A 17,745-nucleotide genomic window follows, 5' to 3' on the forward strand; every position below is an offset into this window, starting at 1 on the left:
CGTTTTTAGTGATTCAGTGGGTGATGTGCCGTGATTTTTCCGGCCTTGGCGCCAGCCGGGCGACGCGGGCCGCCAGACCAGGTTTCGATCTCCATGCCGGGCAGAAAATGGCGCAGGCTTTCGATTGCGTCCGGCAGGGTCAGGTGATCCACGATCGTGGTGGCCCCGCGCGGCGGTGTTGCCGCCTCATGAACGGCGCGCAGGGTCGCGAGGATCATCGCGGCGGTGATTTCGGCCTGGTCTCCGGCGGCGAAATGCCGGGAGGCCAGAACATTGCCATCCCCCCCTCGGGCCTCGACCGCGATCCGGCTGTTGGTACGACCCATGGACGGCAAGCGCATCAGATTACGCGCGAGGCCGCGCTTGTTCCGCGCCAGCACCGGCCCGAGGCCGAGCCGCAGGAGCAGCCAGACAAGGCGTGTCGCGACGGGCGGATCAAAGGCCAGAAATGTGTGCGCGCGGACAGGCGCGCGGGCGTCCGGGGAGGATGCGATGCCCTGATGTGCAAAACCGATGCCAAACGCGAACCGCGCCCGGTCGCCTTGCCCAAAGGCAAAAGATTGGCTCAGCTCTCCCGGCTGCACCGTCGCGCTGTTCCCGTCGGCGGCCCGATAGGGCGCGCCCAGTGCGCCGATTGACCATTCCGTGGCGGCCACGCCATAGTGGCGCCCCATGCCCAGCTCGATACCGATATCGAGTGTTTCGCAGCCCTCGGTCCTGGCGGCGTCCGCGGCCAGAAGCGTGCTGAGCCCGGGCGCGGCCCCGACACACACCACCCCTGTGCCCGGACCACCGGCCTGTGCCATCGCCTGCTCTATCGCGGACACGTATTCAGGCGAAGCCGAAGTTTCCAGAAACAGCCCGCCCGTGCGTACGACATGGGCCGCAATGGAGGGTGGCGTGGCTTCGGTCAGGTTCACCACGGTGGCCCCCTCCGGAAGCCCGGCGGCGGCATCGGCTGCCGTGATATCGAGTTTCAGCGGGGTGACGCGATCATCGGGCGCCTGACCACGGCGCGACACGACGCGTATGTCGGTCCCGGCGTGGTCCAGAAGCAATGCCACAAGCCGGCTGCCGACATCGCCGGACCCGCCGATCAGCACGACCGGCCCCGGATTTGCCGGCGCAGGATCACCGCTGGAGGACATCAGTCGATACCATTGGCGCGTTGCAGTTCACGGACATAGGCCGCGATCAGAGTGACGGTTTCGGGGGTGATCCCCTCGACGGGCGGCATGTCGCCAAAGCCCCAGTGATGCGCCTGAACACCGCCCAGCGCGGCGCGCTGGAACGCCGTATCGCCATGGTGGCCGGGTTCGTAGATCGGATGCACAAGCGGTGGGCCGTTGCCGGTGCTGCCGGCTGCGTTCTTTCCATGGCAGGCCGAGCATTGCTGATCAAACGCGATCTGGCCGAAATAGGCGGGCGCGCTGAAGGTTTCTGGCACGATGATCGTGTCCGGGTCGGGGGCCGCCTGGCCGGCATTGGCGCCGTGCATTTGCGTGTTGACCCTTGGCTGGTCGCGCTCTTGGTCGGATGCGGCCACGGCTGTTGTGGCCAGCCCGCCTATGACGAGCAACACGGTTGCGAACGTCTTCATGGTATTTCCTTGCACTTCTCGCGATCCTTTTGGTTTCTTCGCACTAGTTTTCATTGATTTGCACCCCGGTCCTACAAGGTAGGCGGATGAACGCCGGAACCCGGGCTAACCCGGCATCAAACCGCGCGCCGATCCGCGAACGGCCCGTCGCCATAAAGGAACCAGCCATACAGCGCGCCCCCGACAATGGCGGGAATGACGCCTCCGGCGATGAACAGGGCGGTATATTCCAAACCGCCAAAATATCCCAGCCGGGCGTCGATCGTGCTGCACAGCCAAGCACAGTAGCCGCCCACCACAACCACCACACCCGCCGCGCGCCAGAGCGCCGCGCGATGCCCGCGCAACGGTTCGGCCAGCAGCAAGGTGCCAACGCCGATGACGGACCCCATGGCGATGCCGCAGGTCATTGTCCAGATCGTCTTGCCGGTCCAGCTGCCCGCCGGAAACAGCCACATGCCCCAGACCACGAGATAGGCCAGTTCAGCCGCCGTGGTCAGGGCCACGGCCACGCCGATGACCGCGTACAGGCGGTTTCTGGGGATCGCGGTCATTGCGGGATTATCCCCTGTCCCGGTTCCCGCCGTGCATGGGGGCGAAGGCCCCCACACACAGCGACAGGGGCTGCCGGATCAGATATCCGCGCGCCGAACGCATGTCAGGCATCCGTATCGGCGGCGCAGCGGATATCAGTCATGTTCCTTTCCTTCCTCTTCCTCTGCTTCCCCATGGGCCATCAGCGCCGCGATGTCTTCGGGGATATCCTCTTCGGAGAACTTGGCCTGTTCCGCCGGATCATGCACGAAGGCGATGATCGCGGCGAGTTCGTCCCCTTCCAGGCTGATCACATCGCCCAGTTCTTCACGCTGCATGGACACCATTGCCTCGGCACCGGCCCACATGCGGGCGGCGAAATCAAAGGGGTTCATCGGGTTGTCCATGAATTCCGCGTCCAGCATCGGTGCGTCTTCACCGCCGACGCCATTGACCGCGTGGCACACGACGCAGCCCTTTGCAGCAAAGAGTTCGCGTCCCGCGGCGGCATCCATCTGGGGTATGACCAGACCTCTGGGCATGATCGGCGCCGCGGCGTCACCGTGGCTGGATGCGTAAACAGGCGCGCCAATCGCAAGCGTTGCTGCGGCCGTAAGCAGGATTGCAAGATTTTTCATTATGTCCTCCGTTTTTGTTTTGTTCAGGGTCCGCGCGTTTTCGTTGTTGTTCCGGGAACCGGCATTGGCATTGGCATTCTTGTGTCAGTCGCCACCCTTGTCGCCGTGTCCACCGTGCCTGCCATGCATGAAGAAATGCATCCCCGCGCATAGCAGCAGAGGCAGCCAGATGATCAATCCGCTTGTCAGAATGACGGCCCGGTATTCGTATCCAAGAAGCAGACCGCTGGCGGCCAGTGCCACAATCAGGTAAAGGCCGGACCTGGACCGCCAGAATGACCGTCCATCGGCCCCAACCCCGTCACGTTGCCGCGCCGACCGATCGCCAGATCCATTCATGTTGTCAGTCACAACCTGTGTCGGACGTTCCGTCATCGTAGAGCCTCCTGCCAATCGACGCCACTGTCGGTTTCCCCCAGGGCGGATATCAGCCCCGCGCGCGGGGTGATCCCATCCAGCGGGCGGATAGCGAGATCCAGACGCCGCGCGGCGTTATAGCCCTGCGCCGCCGCCACGGTGGGCATCACGCCATAGGCATCCCGGTAGCGCGCGGCAAAAGACCCGGCCCTGTCCGGGCTGGCCCAGCTGTCCGGCAGGGCACCGGGGCGCAGCACAACGCTGTCGGGATCAAGATCGGCGGGTTCCGGCCCCGGCCCGAAGACAACCACGACACCGGGCGGATTCCGGGGTGTGCCGACAAGCCCGGAAACGCGCCCTGCCGCCGCCACGGGCAGCGGCAGAACCTGCACGTCGACCCCGCCAAGATGGCCGTCGGACGTTTCGTCGGAATGCCCGTCACGTTCATCGGCGGCCAACAGGAACCCGTTGACCGCCTCGGCAAGACGCGCCTCGCGCATCTCGCCTGTCATGTAAAGCGCCGCCGTGAACTCGTGCGCTGCCGCCGCATTCGCCGCGAGGATGGCCGCTGTTGCGGCCACCCCTGCAAGGGCACGCGCCGCCCTCATATTTTCGCGGCCCTCAGCCGCAACGAATTGAGCACGACCGAGAGGGACGAGGCGCTCATGGCAAAGGCGGCAAAGATCGGCCCGATCAGGATGCCGAAGAACGGGAACAGGATGCCCGCCGCAATCGGAACGCCGGACGCGTTGTAGATCAGGGCGAAGAACAGGTTCTGGCGGATGTTGCGCATGGTGGCGCGCGCCAGCCGGCGGGCCCGCACGATGCCGTCCAGATTGCCCCTGACCAGCGTGATCCCGGCGCTTTCGATGGCCACATCGGCACCCGTGCCCATGGCGATACCGACATCGGCCTGCGCCAGCGCCGGTGCGTCGTTCACGCCGTCGCCCGCCATGGCCACCTTGGAACCCTTTTCCTGCAATTCGCGAATGATCCGCGCCTTGTCTTCGGGCAACACGTCGGCGCGGATTTCATCGATCCCCAGCCGGGCCGCGATAGCCTTGGCGGTGCGCTCGTTATCGCCTGTGGCCATGATGATCTTGAAGCCAAGCTCGTGCAGATCGCGGATCGCCGCCGGTGTGGTTTCCTTGACCGGGTCGGCAACCCCGACGAGCCCGGCAATGGCCCCGTCAAGCACGACGAACATGACGGTTTCGCCCTCGTCGCGGCGGGCATTGGCCTTGTCGGTCAGATCGCCCGCTTCAAGGCCCAGCTCACGGATCATCGCCAGATTGCCCAGCGCCACGGCCTTGCCGTCAACGGTGCCTTTCACACCCTTGCCGGTCACGGCCTCGAAATCCTTGGCTTCGACCATGTCGACACCGCGCTCTTCGGCGCCGCGCACAATGGCCTCGGCCAGCGGGTGTTCCGAACCGCGTTCCAGCGAGGCCGCAAGCCGCAGCACCTCGGCCTCGTCATGGCCTGCTTCCGGCAGGACGGCGACGAGTTTGGGTTTGCCTTCGGTCAGTGTACCGGTCTTGTCGACGATCAGCGTGTCGATCTTTTCAAACCGTTCCAGCGATTCGGCGTTCTTGATCAGCACACCGACCTGCGCACCGCGCCCCGTTGCCGTCATGATCGACATCGGCGTGGCAAGGCCCAGCGCACAGGGGCAGGCGATGATCAGCACCGCAACGGCAGAGACCAGAGCATAGGACAATGCCGGATCCGGCCCCCAGAGTGCCCAGGAGATAAAGGAAAGGATCGCGATTCCGATTACGGCCGGCACAAAGAACCCGGCAACCTTGTCGGCATATTTCTGGATCGGCGCCCGCGACCGCTGGGCGTTTGCAACCATTTCGACGATCTGGCTGAGCATCGTGTCGGCCCCAACGCGGGTGGCCTCCATGATCAGGCTGCCGGTGCCGTTGATCGTGGCCCCGGTCACGGGATCGCCCTCGACCTTTTCGACCGGGACAGGCTCGCCCGAGATCATCGATTCGTCGATCGACGAGCGGCCATCCACAACGACGCCATCGACCGGCACCTTGTCGCCCGGGCGCACGCGCAGCCGGTCGCCCACCTGCACATCCTCCAGCGAAATCTCTTCTTCCGTGCCATCGTCGCGGATCACTCGGGCGGTTTTCGCCGCCATGTCCAGCAGCGCGCGGATCGCCTTGCCCGTGCCTTCGCGGGCGCGCAATTCCATCACCTGGCCCAGAAGGACCAGCGTGACAATCACTGCGGCGGCTTCGAAATAGACACCCACCTGCCCGGTTTCAGGATTGCGAAAGCCCTCGGGGAATATCTGTGGCGCGATCACAGCGACCATGGAAAAGGCATAGGCCGCCGCGACACCCATGCCGATCAGCGAGAACATGTTGAGGTTCATGGTGCGGAACGAATTCCAGCCGCGCACGAAGAATGGCCAGCCAGACCACAGGATCACCGGCGAGCCCAGCGCCACCTCGATCCAGAGCGTGGCGCGTTCGCCGAAGATTTCGCGCAGTTCCGGGAAACCCAGATAGGGTGACATGGTCAGGATCAGCAGCGGAATGGTGAGTGCCGCGCCAACCCAAAAGCGGCGGGTGAAATCCACCAGTTCGGGATTCGGCCCCTCGTCGGCCATGGCGCCGGATTCAAGTTCCAGCCCCATGCCGCAAAGCGGGCAGGAGCCGTGATCGGTCTGGCGGACCTGCGGGTGCATCGGACAGGTATAGACGGCGCCCGTCCAGCCTTTGGGGACAGTGTTGTATTTGCCGTCATCCGGTGCCGCGACCCCGTGATGGTCATGTCCATGGTGGCCGTGACCGTGCTGGCCGTGCCCGTGGCTTTCAACTTCGTTTTCGGGGACAAGGTGCATCCCGCATTTCGGGCAATCCCCCGGCCCGTCCTGGCGCACCTCGGGGTGCATCGGGCAGGTGTAGGTCACTGCCTCGGCTTCATGTGCGTTTATGCTTGCTCGGTCGTCCATTTGATGGTCCTTTTGAAGACGTTGGTTTCTATCTAGTCCTTCCAGCAACTGGAAGGTCAAGCCCTGTGGCCAGAGATCGGAGCGTCTCGGCAAGAATACCGGAAGTCCCGATCGCGTTTGTCGGATGAGGGATCGTGTCGGTTGATATGAGCCTTGCGGCACCGGCGGAATAGATCGTGTTCTGGGCGCCCGGCGCAAAGACCGCATGGATGACCACGCAGACCGGCGGCGACGTCCCGGCGTCAAGCAACCGTTCGACGGCACGCGCCATGGTCATGCCCGAAGAGGCGATATCATCCAGAATCACCGGCGTTCCCGCGCGCAGCGCCGGGCTTTCGGGCACGCTGACATCCACTTTGCGGTCGCCCGACCTGATCTTGCGCAAGACCTCGTAGGGGCGACCGGCCAGCCGCGCCACTTCGGCCACCCATTGCTGGCTTTCGCTGTCGGGGCCAAGCAGGACGGCATCGGGCAGGGTTTCCCGGATCCAGCCCGCCAGCAAGGGGGCGGCCACCACGCGCGTTGCGGGGATCGGGAAGACATCGTCCAGTCGCGCGATGCGGTGCAGATGCGGATCCACCGTAACCAGCCAGTCGAAACTTTGCCCCAGGAATCGGGCAAACAGCGGGGCGCTGACCGCCTGACCTTCCCGGAACCGGCGGTCCTGGCGCATATAGCCAAGATAGGGCGCGATCAGCCCGACACGGCGGGCGCCTTTTTCGCGCGCCGTCGCGGCGGCGAACACCAGCGGCAGCGCCAGACGGTCGGGATCGCGCAATGTTGCCAGCAGCGCCACATCGGCGTCCTCCAGATCGCCCGGAAGGGTGATCAGGCTTTCGCCATCGGGGAAGTGGTGCCATTCCAGCACGCGCAGTTCCGCGCCAAGGGTGGGCGCCAGTTCGCGAGCCAGCGGCGCCATTTCCGGAAATGAAACAAGGATCATGGATTTTCCTCGGACAATGTGAACACGCCGGTCTGCGCGTTGGCATAGGCCAGCGCATAATCCAGTTCGCCGGGTGTTTCGGCGTGAAGCTCATATAGCGGCTGGCCCTGATCAACATGATCGCCCACCCGCACCATAAGGCGGATGCCGGCCAGTTTCTGGCGCGGCGCGCCGGCCAGCTTGGCGATGCGGGCAATGCGCCGGTTGTCCACCGCGCCCAGCGTGCCTGCATGGGGGGCGCAAACCTCGATCCGGTGCGGTGCGGCGCCGGGCGCGCGGAACCCGCCCTGTGCCGCACAGATCGCCATGAACTTGGCCTCGGCCGCGCCGCTGTCCAGCAGCGCCACGGCGCGGGCGCAACCGGCGCCGGTCACGGTATCGGGCGCAAGGTCCAGCAGGTGCCCGGCCAGGTCCAGCGCCCGGTCGCGCAGATCCGGCGGCGCGTCGGGTGTACGACGCAAAACCGCCAGCACGTCGCGCGCCTCCAGCGCCGGGCCGATACCGCGCCCGATCGGGGCCGTTCCGTCGCTGACATGAACCGCCAGGGTCAGCCCCAGCGCGCTGCCCACCGATGACAGGCGGGCGCCCAGCGCCTGCGCGGCATCGTGCGAGCGCACCTTGGCCGTGGGGCCGACGGGCATGTCGATCAGGACATGGGTGGCGCCCGCGGCGGCCTTTTTCGACAGCACACTGGCCACCAGCTGACCGGTGGAATCAAAATCGAGCGGGCGTTCGACCTGGATGAAATGATCGTCCGCCGGGCTGAGCGCCAGTCCGCCGCCCCAGACGACACAGCCGCCCTGGGCCTCGACCACCCGGCGCAGCGCGGCGGTGTCCAGCGCCACCGGCGCCATCACCTCCATCGTGTCGGCGGTGCCGGCCGGGGACGTGATCGCGCGGCTGGATGTCTTGGGGATCAGATGGCCTGCCGCCGCGACAATGGCCACCACGATGGGGGTTGTCCGGTTGCCCGGCAAACCGCCCACGCAATGTTTGTCCAGCACCGTCCGCCCGCCCCAGCTCAGCGTTTGCCCCGCGGTCTTCATCGCACGGGTCAGGGCCACGGTTTCGGCCTCGTCCAGCCGGTCTCCGGCGCAGGCGGTGACGAAGGCGGCGAGGTCGATTTCCGAAAGCCGGTTGTCCAGCGTGTCGCGAACGATCGCGGCAAATCCGGCCTGATCCAGCCTGTCGCCATAGGCTTTTGCCCGGATCATGGACGCCGATTCGGGCGGGTCCGGATGCGAGAACGCGGCCCTGTCACCTTCGCGCGCACCAAGCGCCGTCCAGGCCGACGCGGAAAGGGCCGCGTGGTGTTCGGCCAGCCAAGCGCCGCGCCGCACGATATTCAGCGTGGCGATGATCCACCGATCACCGCAATCGACCCGCACGCGGGCCTGGGCCGCGAAGCCTTCGGAGCGGCAGACATGGCAATCCTCGTGCATGTAGACGACCGGCTGTCGGTAGGTGTCGATACCAGAGGGGACAAGGGCAAGCGTATCGGTCATCGCGGACGATCCAGATAGACGGATTCGAGATGTTCGGGTGCGCGCGCGGGCCGCCCCAGTTCGTGTTCGACGCGAAAGCGCAACGTGTCCGAGGCGCTGGGTTCCCCGTGGGTGAGGTAGGTCATTTCAGGAGCCGGTCCCGCGGACATCCAGTGCAGGATCTCGTTGGCGTCGGCATGGCCGGAGAACGAACCAAGCTGAACCACCTCGGCCTCGATCGCGACATCGCGTCCGAACATGCGCAACCGACGGGCGCCATCGGCCAGCGCCGCGCCGCGCGTCCCGCCCGCCTGGAACCCGGACAGCAGGATCGTGTTACGACGATCCCCGCCAAAGCTTTGCAGGTGATGCAGGATGCGTCCGCCGGTCAACATGCCGCTGGCGGAAATGATGATCATCGGGCCCTGGCGCGTGTTCAGCGTCTTGGAGTCTTCGACCGAGTTTACGCGCGTGGCGATCTCGAACATGGCGCGGCAATCGGCGCGGCTGACGTGATGTTCGTCATGATGCCGGTGGTAGATCTCGGTCGCGTCCACCGCCATCGGGCTGTTGAGATAGACCGGAACATAGGGAATGTCGCCCCGCCCCATCAAACGCGCGATATGCAGCATCAACCCCTGTGCACGGCCCACCGCGAAGGACGGGATCAGCGCCGTGCCGCCACGGGCAAAGGTGCGTTTCAGGATCGGCGCCAGTTCGGCCTCGGGATCGGTATCGGCATGCGCGCGGTTTCCGTAGGTGGATTCGCAGACCAGCACATCGGCCCCGCCGAACGGTTCCGGCACCCGCATCAGCGGATCCGGGTCGTGCCCCAGGTCGCCGCTGAAATGTACAACCCGCCCACCGATTTCCAGCCGAATCTGGGCCGCCCCCAGAAGATGCCCGGCCGGGATGAAGCTGGCCGTGACACCTTCGCCCAGAGAAACCGGCGTGTCGAAGGGGTGGCGGTCGAACCGCTCCAGCGACGCCAACGCGTCCTGCCGCGTATAAAGCGGTTTCGGGTTCTTGTGTTTGGAAAAGCCCTTGCGGGCGGCATAGCGCGCCTCTTCTTCCTGGATATGGCCGCTGTCCGGCAGGATCAGCCCGCAAAGCTCTGCCGTGGCATCGGTACACAGAACGCGCCCCCGGAACCCGCCCCGGATCAGCGCGGGCAGATAGCCGGAATGATCCAGATGGGCGTGGGTCAGCAGCACGGCGTCTATCGTGGACGGGCGCACCGGGAACGGCTTGCGGTTGCGGGCGCGCAGTTGTTTGAACCCCTGGAACAGGCCGCAATCCACAAGAATGCGCCGGCCCCCTGCCTCGATCAGATAGCGCGATCCCGTCACCGTACCCGCAGCGCCCAGAAAGCGCAGTTTCGTACGTCCCACCGCCATCATGATCTTGTCCCCCGGGCTGCGATGGCATTGAACAACCCGCCAAAGATCAGCGCACCATACCATCCGTAAAGAAAGCTTTCGACCAGGCCGATGACAAAGCCGGCCGGTGTCAGCCAGACAAATCCGGGAAGCAGGCCGGACCAGGTTTCGTACATGGCGTAGCCGGGAAAGATCAGATCGAACCCGACGCAGACAAGATAGGTGATGGCCAGAAACAGGCTAAGCGCCCATCCCAGCGGCACCACCGGCAGGCGCACCCGGCCAGCGACGGCTTCCCCCCCCATGACACAGGCCCCGCATGTCATGCGCAGGGCCAGAAAGAGGACAGCCGCAATAACGGCAAAATAGAGAAGGGGCATCATGGCGTATTCCTTTCTTGTCGGTGAATGGTCGAAACCGGTGCGCTCTTGCGGCGGCGCGCGGGATCTCAGGGCAATCGGCGCGGGACTTGCGTTCCGCGCCGATCCGCGTCAGTTGCGGGCGCAGCAGCACCCGGATTGGGCTGGTTTTGCGTCGACCCGCGGCTTGTCCTGCGACGTGGCCGGGGCAGGTGCGGGCGCGGCGCTCTTGCCGCCGCAGCAGCCGCCGGATTTTTCAACGGGGCCGTCCTGGGCCTGAATGTCGGTACGCTTGTCCATGGGAACCTCCTGTGTGTGTGTTCCTCCGGTAGACGCGGCGCGGCGCAGGTCATTACAAAAGTTTTCGGCGCCATACCCCGGCGCCGCGGTCAACGCTCAGATGCCGTAGGACCACGCCGGAAGCCGGCCGAGATGCATTTCCAGGCCGCGCACACCGGGCACGTTTTCCACGGCGACCCGCACGGCGTTTTCCTCGAAATCGCTATCGGCGACGCCCCAGACCGCCACCTGCCCGTCATCGACGGTGAAATTGACCAGGTTGACCGCCGCGCCCGGGACTTCCTTGAGCGCCTGATCGATCCGCGCGCGCAGGACGCGATCATCCTCGGAAGGCGCGCGCAGGGCGTCGTCGGGCATGGCCGACAGCGCATGAAGCAGGTTGGCACGGCTGACAATGCCCACCACATGGCCATCGCGCAGCACCGGCGCGCGCTTGATGCGGTGTTTTTGCAGAAGACGCGCGATTTCGGCGACCGGGGTTTCTTCCTGCACCGAAATGACATCGCGTGTCATGACATCCTCGATGCGGTGGCTTTTGAGCTTGATGAAGTCCCTGGCCGAATCGTCGACCCCGCCCAGGATCTCCAGCCACCAGGACCGGCGCTGATCGTCAGGCGAGCGGAGGCGGCGCATCAGATCGCCTTCGCTGACCAGCCCCTTGAGCGCGCCATCCTTGTCCACCACGGGCACCGCGCTGACATGATGATCCAGCATCAGGCGGATTGCCTCTTCGATTTTCCCGTCAGCCGGGGCCGTGATGACATGGGTTGTCATGATATCCTTGGCTTGCATCGAACTGTCTCCTTTTTTGACAACGACCGGCCCGTTCGCCCGTCAGGTACCGATCACCAGTTCCAGGTCGCTCCCCAGCACATAAGGCGGAATGTCCAGGTTGCGCGGCGCCGGGCCTTTGCGGATGCGGCCCGACGTATCGTAATGCGATCCGTGGCAGGAGCAGAACCAGCCGCCATAGTCGCCCACGGCCGCACCGTCCTGTCCCTGGGGGATACACCCAAGATGGGTGCAAATGCCGATGACGACAAGCCACTCCCCGGTTTCGTCCGACGCCCGATTCTCATCCAGAGCGGGCATGTCGGCGGAAAGATTGGGATTTTCGCGCGTGCTGTCGCTCTGGTCGATCAGTTCCGCAAGATCCACGGCGCGCGCGGCGGCGATCGCTTCCGGCGTGCGGCGCCAGACGAAAATCGGGCGGCCCTGCCACTTGACGGTCAGGCGCTGGCCCGGCTCGACCCCGGAAAGGTCTACCCGGATGATGCCGGTCGCGGTGACATCGGCAGAGGGATTCATGGAATCGATCAACGGCCAGACCGCCGCGCCGGCGGTCACGGCGCCGGTTGCAGCCGTTGCGAAGTAGAGAAAATCGCGCCGGGCCTTTGCCGGCGGTACATCGGGCGGATTGGTTGCGGATGTCATTTGGGCTCTTCCGGTGGGTTGGATGTGGCGCTGGCCGGAACGGGGCCTTCGATGTGAACCCCCGCATCGACATGAAGCACTTCTCCGGTAATGCCGCTGGTATAGTCGCTGGCGAGCAGCAGGGCGGCACGTCCCACCTCGTCAGCCTGGATGTTGCGGCGCAGCGGGGCGGCGCGCGCGGTGGCGTCCAGAAGCCGTCCAAACCCCGTCAGACCCGAGGCCGCGCGGGTAGGCACCGGCCCGGCCGAAATCGCGTTGACGCGGATATTGGCCGGCCCGAGTTCATGCGCCAGATAGCGCACGCTCGCTTCGAGCGCCGCCTTGACCGGCCCCATCACATTGTAATTCTCGACCACCCGTTCGCCGCCCAGATAGCTGAGTGTCATCAGGCTGCCACCATCGGGCATCAGGGGCTCGGCCAGCCGCGCCATGCGGATCAACGAGTGAACCGACACACGCATGGCCTCGGAAAACCCATCCTCGGAACAATCGGTGAGGCGGCCATGAAGATCGGCGGGCGGCACGCTGCCAATGGCATGAAGCACGAAATCGAGCCTGCCCCAGCGTTCGGTGATGGCCGCGAAGACGGCTTCAAGCTCGTTCGCCGCGGTCACGTCGCAGGGCAGGAAGATTGGCGCCTCAAGCTGCTCGGCCAGAGGCGCCACATAAGGTTTGGCGCGCGCGTCGACATAGGTAACGGCCAGCTCGGCGCCGGCCTGACGGAAATGCATGGCAGCGGGCCAAGCGAGGCTGTGCTCATTGGCGATCCCGACCACAAGCCCCTTGCGGCCGCTCAGGTCCAGCAGCTCGCGGGGGTCGCGGCATTCGGCGAATTCAGGCATCGTCCGACACGGATTTCCCGGAGGTGTCTGCCGGTTTTCCGTCGGCAGATCGGTTCTCGGCCGTCTGCTCTTTCTTGTGCTTGCCGTGGCCGTGGCCAAAAAGGTGCATCCCGGCCATTGCGCCGATCACCAGAGCCAGGGTCCAGTTTTCTGAAAGCCATTCCATGTTGGTTCACTCCTTGTCTGTTGGTGTGTCTGTTGTGGTGGCTTGCGTGTTTCGGAGCGCCGGGGCGATGCCGTCAAACGGATTGCCGTAGATCGTCCTGAACCACAGCGAGACCCAGGCATCCCGCCCCTTGCGCCAGGCCGCCAGACCTTCGCCTGTGCTGGCCAGAAGCGCGCGTTCGGCACGGATCGCGGGGTGGTCGTCCGCCAGCGGCTGGCGGGTTTCACGCATCGTTTCGGCGGCGTTTTTCACCAGGGCCATCCATGGGTTTACCCGCTCGGAAAACATGGTGCGCGTCCAGCGCATCGGATGCAGTGCCCGCAACGCATCGGCGCTGGCCGGGGTTGACGCCGCGCGCAGCCATGGGCCGAGGAATGCCGAATAGGCGGATTCGTTGATCCGCGAAACCCGGGCGACCTGTTCCAGCACCGCATCATCGGATTCGATCCCGAGATCCGCAACGTCGCGCGGTTCAAAGCGGATATCGGCCTTGCGCGCCTTGCCTTTGGTGCCCTTGGCGGGCTCGGCAATCACCATCTCGTAAAGACCAGGCGCCAGCGCGTCGATCTCTTCAAGACTGCCCAGAATCGCCCGGTGGTAGCGCCGCGCAACAGAGCCGGACACGAATATGCCCAGATGCCCGATATCCTCGTGCGTCAGGTAAACGATACGCTGCCCGGCTGCCTTGAGTGCGGCGGTGTCGGGATACAGCCGCGCGATCCAGCCCAGCGCCTGTTGCGGCGGTGTGATGTTGTCGCCCCTGGAGGCAAACACGACGATAGGGTTACTGATCCGATTCAGATCGATGGTGCAATGCGCGTCAAGCTGCATTTCCCCCTGTTCCAGCCGGTTGCCGATGAACAGGTTTTCCGTGATGGCAAGAATTTCCTCGCGGCTGAGGGTGTAAAACCCGTTCCACCAGCGTTCGAACTCCAGAAACCGCTCGCGTTCGGTATCGGCATGGGAATACAGCGTGGCGTATTTTTCCCACACGGCTTTCTCGGGCTGGAGATTCTCGAAATTCTGCGCCAGCCACGCGCCGTCAAACCGCCCGTCGCCCAGATCGGCAACCATATGGGCGGCCCAGGAGCCACCGGTCAGCGCGCCCAGCATGCGCATGGGGCTGGATCCGGCCTCGCCCGACCAGTAGCTGAGCGGCGATCCGTTCAACACAACCGGCCCGGTCAGGCCCTGGCAATCGGCGGCCAGCAAGGTTGCGGCCCAGCCAGCCTGGCAGTTGCCATACAGCACCGGCGCGGTGTTCGGATGCCGCCGGGCCACCTCGCCGACAAAGGCGCGCAGCGCAAAGTGCACATCAGCCAATGTCTGTCCCGGCATGGGTTCGGGAAAGAAGATCACGAAATAAACCGGGTGGCATTCGTGCATCGCCATGCCAACTTCGCTGTCATGCTTGAAGCCGCCGATGCCCGGCCCGTGCCCCGCGCGCGGATCGATGACGATGACGGGCGGCTTTGCCTCGTCCACGCAATCCTCCCAGCAATCCTCACCCGCGCGGGTGATGCGCAGCAGGGCATAATTGGCGGGCCGCTTGAATGTGCGGGCATCCAGCAGGGTTTCATAGTCGAAATCCAGCAGCGGCGGCATTCCCTGGCGCTCGTGGGCGATCATGTTGTCGGCCCGTTCGCGCAACGTGTCGAGAAACAGGATCCAACGTTCGAACGCGTCCCAGCCATAGGGGGACGCGCCGGCCACCAGCTCTGTTTTCCCGGCAGGTGCCGGTTCAGGCGCCCGGGGGTGGGTCGCCTTGTCCTCGGCGGGTTTGAGTCGTTCCGTCATGTCCTGTTTTCCTTTTCAATTCTGGTGCCCGCCGGCACACGCCCGGTGCCCAGAAAAACGACAAAATCCTGTGCGACATCTTCGCGAATCCCGGCCAGAAGATAGAGCGCGTCACCCGCCGCGATACCCAAAGACCGTGCCGCCCGCTCTGGCGATTGCTTCAACACGTCGACGCGATGAAACAGCGCCCGCGCCACCGGTGCATCCGCATGGGCGCCGCTCTGTGCACAGGCGCATGTCATCTGCGAGACAATTTCGCGCAGGCCGGCATCCTCGAACCGGTCTTCGGGAGACTTGCGGGGTGTGCACGTGGCGATTGGCGTCATCGTCTGAATCCTTCTGGTGGCGTGCGCTTTTGCACCGTTATTCCTGAAGACGCCGGATCGCGGGAAACGTTACAGCCCGTGACCCGAAAAAGGTCAGGCTGTCCTGGTGTCGGCCTCGCAATGCGTGTCATGGGTTTCGTTCTCGCAGCCTTCGGGCGGACATGAGCAATCGTCGCGCCCCTCGGCCCGGCAGCAATCCCCGCAATGTTTTATCAAGGCATCGCGCAGCGCCGCGCGCGCGCGGTGCAGGCGAACGCCAAGCGCGTTGCGGCTTAGCCCCAGATCCTGCGCCACCGCCCCGCGTTCTTCCTCGCCAAAGTCGATCCGCCGGATCAATTCGGCGTCAGACGGGCGCAAATCGGAAATCAGCCCGCCGGGGCATGTACACAGTCGCGCCATCTGGGACGGAGCGTCCACAACCCATTCCTGGGGTTCGCGCGCAACGGCGCCAGCCAACCGGGTGCGCCGCGCGGATTTGCGGAAGTGATCGTTAAGGGTGGACCGCAGGATCGCGTATAACCAGGCATCCATCCGGTCCACCTCGCGCAGCTGATCCTTGCGGGCCAGCACACGCAGGCAGAATTCCTGCAACACGTCCTCCGCCTCGGCCCGGTTGCCAAGACGTTTGACCAGAAATCCCAGAAACGCGCCCCGTCCCTCGACCAGCGCGGTCACGGGCGATGCGTCTGTATTTCGCGCGTCTGATGCATTCGACATGTGCGTTCCTCCTTTTCGGATCGCTCGCTCAGACCGCCGTGTCGGGCCGGGGATCGACCGCGCCACGCGCGCGCCTGAACGCATAAAAAATCAGGGCCAGCCCCACCAGGATCATTGGCGCCGACAGGATCTGCCCCATTGTCAGCCCCCAGTTTCCGAAATGCAGGGCGTGTCCAACCGGGTTGCCGGGGGTCACGAACTGCATGTCGGGTTGCCGGAACAGTTCGACAAAGCTTCTGGACAGCCCGTAGCCGGTCAGGAACACCCCGGTCAGCGCGCCCGGCATCTTCAGCCATCCACGACGCCAGGCCAGAACCAGCAGCACGGTTCCAAGCAACAGCCCTTCGAGCAACGCTTCGTAAAGCTGCGACGGGTGGCGGGCGCACAGCCCGACAACGCCCCCGCACGCCTGCGCGGCCTCGCCCGGAAAGATCACTGCCCAGGGCACATCCGCGGGCCGTCCCCAGAGTTCGTTATTGGTGAAATTGGCCAGCCGTCCCAGGAAAAGGCCCGGCGGCGTAGCCAGCGCCAGCATGTCGGCGGTGCTGAGCAGGGGCGCCCTGAGACGCAGGCAGAAAATCAGAACCGCGATAGCCACCCCGGCAAAACCGCCATGGAACGACATGCCGCCCTGCCAGATCTTGAGGATTTCCAGCGGGTTGGCGAGATAGTATTCCGGCTGGTAGAACAGAGCAAAGCCCAGCCTCCCGCCTAGAATGACCCCCAGAATGATCCATGTCACCAGGTCTTCGATCTGGCGGCGGTCCAGCGGCGGCCCGGCGGGCGGCCAGATACCAGCACGGCCCACCGACACCACGCACAGGCGCCAGCCAATGAGGATGCCGACGATATAGGCAAGCGCGTACCAGCGCAGCGCGAAGTCGAAACTGCCGATCTGGACCGAGAACAACTCGGTACCGATGTCAGGGAATGAGAGTGCTGCGGTCAGCATGTATGACGTTCCTGTATTTTTGATGGAGTGCGGAATCGGAGCGCGATCGGGCGATCCGGTGATGTGCCTTGCGGCATGGCGGTGCCCGCCATGGCGCGCGAGCCGGAGGTGCGGATACCCCGAACGCGTGTTGTGTTTGACTTACCCATGGCGCAGCCTCTGCCGCCGCCAGTCCCGGACCCCGACAACCACCAGCGGGATCAGCGTGATCCCCCCCAGCCCGATCGCCGCCAGCGCCGCGCGGCTGGATTCGGCACTGGCCATTTCCGCGCCGAAATGGGCAAACACAAAGCTCGCGGGAATGATGCCCGCCAGGGTTGCCAGGCCGAAGCGCCAGAAATGCAGCTTGCTGAGCCCGGCGGCATAGCTGACGATATCAAAGGAGATAAAGGGCATGAGGCGGCTGGCAAACACCGTGACCGTCAGCGCGTTTTGCGAACCAAGCCAGCCGGTATCGATCTTGTCGCCGAACCATCGGTACAGCACGTCACGGCCCAGGAACCGGGCAAGTCCAAACGCGGCAAGCGCCCCGATTTCGGCTCCGGCCAGCACATAGTACGCGCCATAAACATGGCCATAGGCCGCGCCCGCGGCCAGGGCGATGGGGCCGCTGGGGATCGGGCTGGCCACCACGGCGGCGACCATCAGTGCGACAATCAGGACCGGCCCCCAGGGGCCAACCGCCGCGACCCAGGCGGAAATCCTGTCATTGTTCAGTTCGGCAAGGATACCGGAGAGCGGCCCGTAGGCAAACAGCAGCAAAAGCCCCGCGAAAATCAGCGCGGCGACGGGCTTGGCATAGGGGCGGAGACCCGCGGACATGTTCATCCCGGCCTCTTTTCGGCTTTGGGCCGAAGCGGCGGACCGGCCAGAGCATCGACGCAACGCGACCGCGCTCCTGGCGCGCCGGTCCTTTGCTTGTACGATGGTCTCTTCATATTGC

The 17,745-nt window shown here is 64.9% G+C and carries 21 protein-coding genes; 1 reads left to right on the top strand and 20 read right to left on the bottom strand.

Translation table 11 applies throughout. The features are described 5' to 3' along the window. Window positions 1–5 precede the first annotated feature (5 nt). The 11 genes from I3253_RS06990 to I3253_RS07040 all read right to left on the bottom strand — a co-directional run bounded on the left by I3253_RS06990 (window position 6) and on the right by I3253_RS07040 (window position 10,292). Window positions 6–1,148 (bottom strand): NAD-dependent epimerase/dehydratase family protein, encoded by a 1,143-nt coding sequence (locus I3253_RS06990; protein WP_197916918.1) that lies wholly within the window; start codon window positions 1,146–1,148, stop codon window positions 6–8. Further along, entirely contained in the window at window positions 1,148–1,600 is a 453-nt protein-coding gene (locus tag I3253_RS06995; RefSeq protein ID WP_197916919.1) for a c-type cytochrome, read from the bottom strand. The genes I3253_RS06990 and I3253_RS06995 overlap by 1 nt, the downstream gene beginning before the upstream one ends. A 116-nt stretch (window positions 1,601–1,716) precedes the next feature. Further along, complete coding sequence (locus I3253_RS07000) at window positions 1,717–2,154, bottom strand: hypothetical protein (protein WP_197916920.1); 438 nt, start codon at window positions 2,152–2,154, stop codon at window positions 1,717–1,719. A 135-nt stretch (window positions 2,155–2,289) separates the two neighbouring features. Further along, the gene (locus I3253_RS07005; RefSeq protein ID WP_197916921.1) at window positions 2,290–2,772 is read right to left on the bottom strand and encodes a c-type cytochrome; all 483 of its coding nucleotides are present in this window, start codon (window positions 2,770–2,772) and stop codon (window positions 2,290–2,292) included. Window positions 2,773–2,856: 84 nt separating this feature from the next. After that, complete coding sequence (locus tag I3253_RS07010; protein WP_232236946.1) at window positions 2,857–3,147, bottom strand: DUF2933 domain-containing protein; 291 nt, start codon at window positions 3,145–3,147, stop codon at window positions 2,857–2,859. Then, window positions 3,144–3,737 (bottom strand): hypothetical protein, encoded by a 594-nt coding sequence (locus I3253_RS07015; RefSeq protein ID WP_197916922.1) that lies wholly within the window; start codon window positions 3,735–3,737, stop codon window positions 3,144–3,146. The genes I3253_RS07010 and I3253_RS07015 overlap by 4 nt, the downstream gene beginning before the upstream one ends. Continuing rightward, complete coding sequence (locus I3253_RS07020) at window positions 3,734–6,043, bottom strand: copper-transporting P-type ATPase (protein ID WP_408647782.1); 2,310 nt, start codon at window positions 6,041–6,043, stop codon at window positions 3,734–3,736. Before I3253_RS07020 ends, I3253_RS07015 begins: the two co-directional genes overlap by 4 nt. 88 nt (window positions 6,044–6,131) lie before the next feature. Beyond that, complete coding sequence (locus I3253_RS07025) at window positions 6,132–7,046, bottom strand: ribose-phosphate diphosphokinase (RefSeq protein ID WP_197916924.1); 915 nt, start codon at window positions 7,044–7,046, stop codon at window positions 6,132–6,134. Then, on the bottom strand, window positions 7,043–8,551 hold the full coding sequence (locus I3253_RS07030; protein ID WP_197916925.1) for a thymidine phosphorylase family protein: 1,509 nt from the start codon (window positions 8,549–8,551) through the stop codon (window positions 7,043–7,045). The genes I3253_RS07025 and I3253_RS07030 overlap by 4 nt, the downstream gene beginning before the upstream one ends. Next, window positions 8,548–9,930: an MBL fold metallo-hydrolase gene (locus I3253_RS07035; RefSeq protein ID WP_232236947.1), complete on the bottom strand. Its 1,383-nt coding sequence runs from the start codon at window positions 9,928–9,930 to the stop codon at window positions 8,548–8,550. The genes I3253_RS07030 and I3253_RS07035 overlap by 4 nt, the downstream gene beginning before the upstream one ends. Beyond that, the gene (locus I3253_RS07040; RefSeq protein WP_197916926.1) at window positions 9,927–10,292 is read right to left on the bottom strand and encodes a DUF5676 family membrane protein; all 366 of its coding nucleotides are present in this window, start codon (window positions 10,290–10,292) and stop codon (window positions 9,927–9,929) included. Before I3253_RS07040 ends, I3253_RS07035 begins: the two co-directional genes overlap by 4 nt. Here I3253_RS07040 and I3253_RS07045 point away from each other — a divergent pair. Next, entirely contained in the window at window positions 10,291–10,548 is a 258-nt protein-coding gene (locus tag I3253_RS07045; RefSeq protein WP_197916927.1) for a hypothetical protein, read from the top strand. The genes I3253_RS07040 and I3253_RS07045 overlap by 2 nt on opposite strands. Window positions 10,549–10,664: 116 nt before the next feature. Here I3253_RS07045 and I3253_RS07050 read toward each other — a convergent pair whose 3' ends face one another. The 9 genes from I3253_RS07050 to I3253_RS07090 all read right to left on the bottom strand — a co-directional run bounded on the left by I3253_RS07050 (window position 10,665) and on the right by I3253_RS07090 (window position 17,630). Then, on the bottom strand, window positions 10,665–11,360 hold the full coding sequence (locus tag I3253_RS07050) for a CBS domain-containing protein (protein ID WP_197916928.1): 696 nt from the start codon (window positions 11,358–11,360) through the stop codon (window positions 10,665–10,667). Window positions 11,361–11,402: 42 nt separating this feature from the next. Next, on the bottom strand, window positions 11,403–12,002 hold the full coding sequence (gene petA / locus I3253_RS07055) for a ubiquinol-cytochrome c reductase iron-sulfur subunit (RefSeq protein WP_197916929.1): 600 nt from the start codon (window positions 12,000–12,002) through the stop codon (window positions 11,403–11,405). Continuing rightward, window positions 11,999–12,844, bottom strand: coding sequence for an enoyl-ACP reductase FabI (gene fabI / locus I3253_RS07060; protein WP_197916930.1), 846 nt, complete (start codon window positions 12,842–12,844; stop codon window positions 11,999–12,001). The genes petA and fabI overlap by 4 nt, the downstream gene beginning before the upstream one ends. After that, the gene (locus I3253_RS07065) at window positions 12,837–13,010 is read right to left on the bottom strand and encodes a hypothetical protein (RefSeq protein ID WP_197916931.1); all 174 of its coding nucleotides are present in this window, start codon (window positions 13,008–13,010) and stop codon (window positions 12,837–12,839) included. The genes fabI and I3253_RS07065 overlap by 8 nt, the downstream gene beginning before the upstream one ends. Window positions 13,011–13,016: 6 nt before the next feature. After that, a complete protein-coding gene (locus tag I3253_RS07070) occupies window positions 13,017–14,807 on the bottom strand; it encodes a DUF3141 domain-containing protein (protein ID WP_197916932.1) in 1,791 nt (596 codons plus the stop codon). Next, window positions 14,804–15,133, bottom strand: a complete 330-nt coding sequence (locus I3253_RS07075; RefSeq protein ID WP_197916933.1) for a hypothetical protein — start codon at window positions 15,131–15,133, stop codon at window positions 14,804–14,806. The genes I3253_RS07070 and I3253_RS07075 overlap by 4 nt, the downstream gene beginning before the upstream one ends. Before the next feature lie 93 nt (window positions 15,134–15,226). Next, window positions 15,227–15,850: an RNA polymerase sigma factor gene (locus I3253_RS07080; RefSeq protein WP_197916934.1), complete on the bottom strand. Its 624-nt coding sequence runs from the start codon at window positions 15,848–15,850 to the stop codon at window positions 15,227–15,229. 28 nt (window positions 15,851–15,878) lie between these two features. Next, window positions 15,879–16,802, bottom strand: coding sequence for a prolipoprotein diacylglyceryl transferase (gene lgt / locus I3253_RS07085; protein ID WP_197916935.1), 924 nt, complete (start codon window positions 16,800–16,802; stop codon window positions 15,879–15,881). A gap of 141 nt (window positions 16,803–16,943) precedes the next feature. Beyond that, complete coding sequence (locus tag I3253_RS07090) at window positions 16,944–17,630, bottom strand: TVP38/TMEM64 family protein (protein ID WP_197916936.1); 687 nt, start codon at window positions 17,628–17,630, stop codon at window positions 16,944–16,946. Window positions 17,631–17,745: the final 115 nt, after the last annotated feature.

Origin of the sequence: Thiosulfatihalobacter marinus, from assembly GCF_016019955.1 — a bacterium.
Lineage (GTDB): Bacteria > Pseudomonadota > Alphaproteobacteria > Rhodobacterales > Rhodobacteraceae > Shimia > Shimia marinus_A.

What these genes read in the sequence shown, in the direction of transcription:
- I3253_RS07080 (WP_197916934.1), bottom strand. Translation starts at nt 15,850, where the DNA reads ATGTCGAATGCATCAGACGCGCGAAATACAGACGCATCGCCCGTGACC.
- I3253_RS07010 (WP_232236946.1), bottom strand. Translation starts at nt 3,147, where the DNA reads ATGACGGAACGTCCGACACAGGTTGTGACTGACAACATGAATGGATCT.
- I3253_RS06990 (WP_197916918.1), bottom strand. Translation starts at nt 1,148, where the DNA reads ATGTCCTCCAGCGGTGATCCTGCGCCGGCAAATCCGGGGCCGGTCGTG.
- I3253_RS07000 (WP_197916920.1), bottom strand. Translation starts at nt 2,154, where the DNA reads ATGACCGCGATCCCCAGAAACCGCCTGTACGCGGTCATCGGCGTGGCC.
- petA (WP_197916929.1), bottom strand. Translation starts at nt 12,002, where the DNA reads ATGACATCCGCAACCAATCCGCCCGATGTACCGCCGGCAAAGGCCCGG.
- I3253_RS07075 (WP_197916933.1), bottom strand. Translation starts at nt 15,133, where the DNA reads ATGACGCCAATCGCCACGTGCACACCCCGCAAGTCTCCCGAAGACCGG.
- I3253_RS07005 (WP_197916921.1), bottom strand. Translation starts at nt 2,772, where the DNA reads ATGAAAAATCTTGCAATCCTGCTTACGGCCGCAGCAACGCTTGCGATT.
- I3253_RS07035 (WP_232236947.1), bottom strand. Translation starts at nt 9,930, where the DNA reads ATGATGGCGGTGGGACGTACGAAACTGCGCTTTCTGGGCGCTGCGGGT.
- I3253_RS07025 (WP_197916924.1), bottom strand. Translation starts at nt 7,046, where the DNA reads ATGATCCTTGTTTCATTTCCGGAAATGGCGCCGCTGGCTCGCGAACTG.
- I3253_RS07090 (WP_197916936.1), bottom strand. Translation starts at nt 17,630, where the DNA reads ATGAACATGTCCGCGGGTCTCCGCCCCTATGCCAAGCCCGTCGCCGCG.
- I3253_RS07070 (WP_197916932.1), bottom strand. Translation starts at nt 14,807, where the DNA reads ATGACGGAACGACTCAAACCCGCCGAGGACAAGGCGACCCACCCCCGG.
- I3253_RS07030 (WP_197916925.1), bottom strand. Translation starts at nt 8,551, where the DNA reads ATGACCGATACGCTTGCCCTTGTCCCCTCTGGTATCGACACCTACCGA.
- I3253_RS07015 (WP_197916922.1), bottom strand. Translation starts at nt 3,737, where the DNA reads ATGAGGGCGGCGCGTGCCCTTGCAGGGGTGGCCGCAACAGCGGCCATC.
- I3253_RS07020 (WP_408647782.1), bottom strand. Translation starts at nt 6,043, where the DNA reads ATGCACCCCGAGGTGCGCCAGGACGGGCCGGGGGATTGCCCGAAATGC.
- I3253_RS07040 (WP_197916926.1), bottom strand. Translation starts at nt 10,292, where the DNA reads ATGATGCCCCTTCTCTATTTTGCCGTTATTGCGGCTGTCCTCTTTCTG.
- I3253_RS07065 (WP_197916931.1), bottom strand. Translation starts at nt 13,010, where the DNA reads ATGGAATGGCTTTCAGAAAACTGGACCCTGGCTCTGGTGATCGGCGCA.
- I3253_RS06995 (WP_197916919.1), bottom strand. Translation starts at nt 1,600, where the DNA reads ATGAAGACGTTCGCAACCGTGTTGCTCGTCATAGGCGGGCTGGCCACA.
- lgt (WP_197916935.1), bottom strand. Translation starts at nt 16,802, where the DNA reads ATGCTGACCGCAGCACTCTCATTCCCTGACATCGGTACCGAGTTGTTC.
- I3253_RS07045 (WP_197916927.1), top strand. Translation starts at nt 10,291, where the DNA reads ATGGCGTATTCCTTTCTTGTCGGTGAATGGTCGAAACCGGTGCGCTCT.
- I3253_RS07050 (WP_197916928.1), bottom strand. Translation starts at nt 11,360, where the DNA reads ATGCAAGCCAAGGATATCATGACAACCCATGTCATCACGGCCCCGGCT.
- fabI (WP_197916930.1), bottom strand. Translation starts at nt 12,844, where the DNA reads ATGCCTGAATTCGCCGAATGCCGCGACCCCCGCGAGCTGCTGGACCTG.